This is a genomic window from Chromohalobacter sp. HP20-39 (genome assembly GCF_033052815.1).
Classification (GTDB): domain Bacteria; phylum Pseudomonadota; class Gammaproteobacteria; order Pseudomonadales; family Halomonadaceae; genus Chromohalobacter.
This window is the reverse complement of sequence record NZ_JAWHTP010000065.1, coordinates 1-655: the sequence shown is the minus strand read 5'-3', so window position 1 is coordinate 655 and position 655 is coordinate 1. Positions and strand designations below refer to the sequence as shown.

General features: G+C 62.6%; 1 protein-coding gene. It reads right to left on the bottom strand.

Translation table 11 applies throughout. The features are described 5' to 3' along the window. Positions 1–76: 76 nt before the first annotated feature. A partial coding sequence (locus RVY79_RS16900) for a discoidin domain-containing protein (protein WP_317465631.1) occupies positions 77–655 on the bottom strand: 579 nt, incomplete at its 5' end.

Genomic DNA, 655 nt, shown 5'->3' with positions numbered 1-655 from the left:
AGACAAACGCCCCGATGGCCGTTGCCACCGGGGCGTTGTCATGTCAGGCAGATAGGCCGATCAATTGATCCGCCAATCAGTAGCCCCACACCTGCATTTCGTCCAGCGAGTAGCCCCACTGCGTGGCGCGCTGCGTACCGTACATCCGCACATAGCGGCCGCTGCCCTTGAGGTTGGCCAGTGCCACGTGGCCATACGCCACGCCATTGCTGGTCGAGTAGATGTTGGTCCAGTTCACGCCGTCGTTGGAAGTCTGGATGGAGTACACCTTGGCGCCGGCATCCCAGTACAGATCAACGCCGTTGATGGTGCGCGTCGAGCCGAGGTCCACCATCAGCCATTGCGTGCCGGCCACGCCTTCAATCGAATCCCAGCGCGTGCTGGTGGTGTTGCCGTCAAACGCGTAGGCCGGGCCCAGGCTGCTGCTGTAGCTGGACGACGCGCTGGCCGGCTTGCCTTGCGACAGCAATACGGTTTGCTGAGTAGCGGCAGCCGTGGTGCCCGCGTAGTAGTTCGAACCGAGCTTGGCCTTGGTCGTGTCGTTGTTCACGCCAAACTGCGACAGGCTCCAGCGCTGGCCCGTGCTCGCATCGCCCAGGTAGAGCTGATAGCCGCCGGCTGTGGTGGACGAGAAGAACACGTAGTTCGTGCCGTT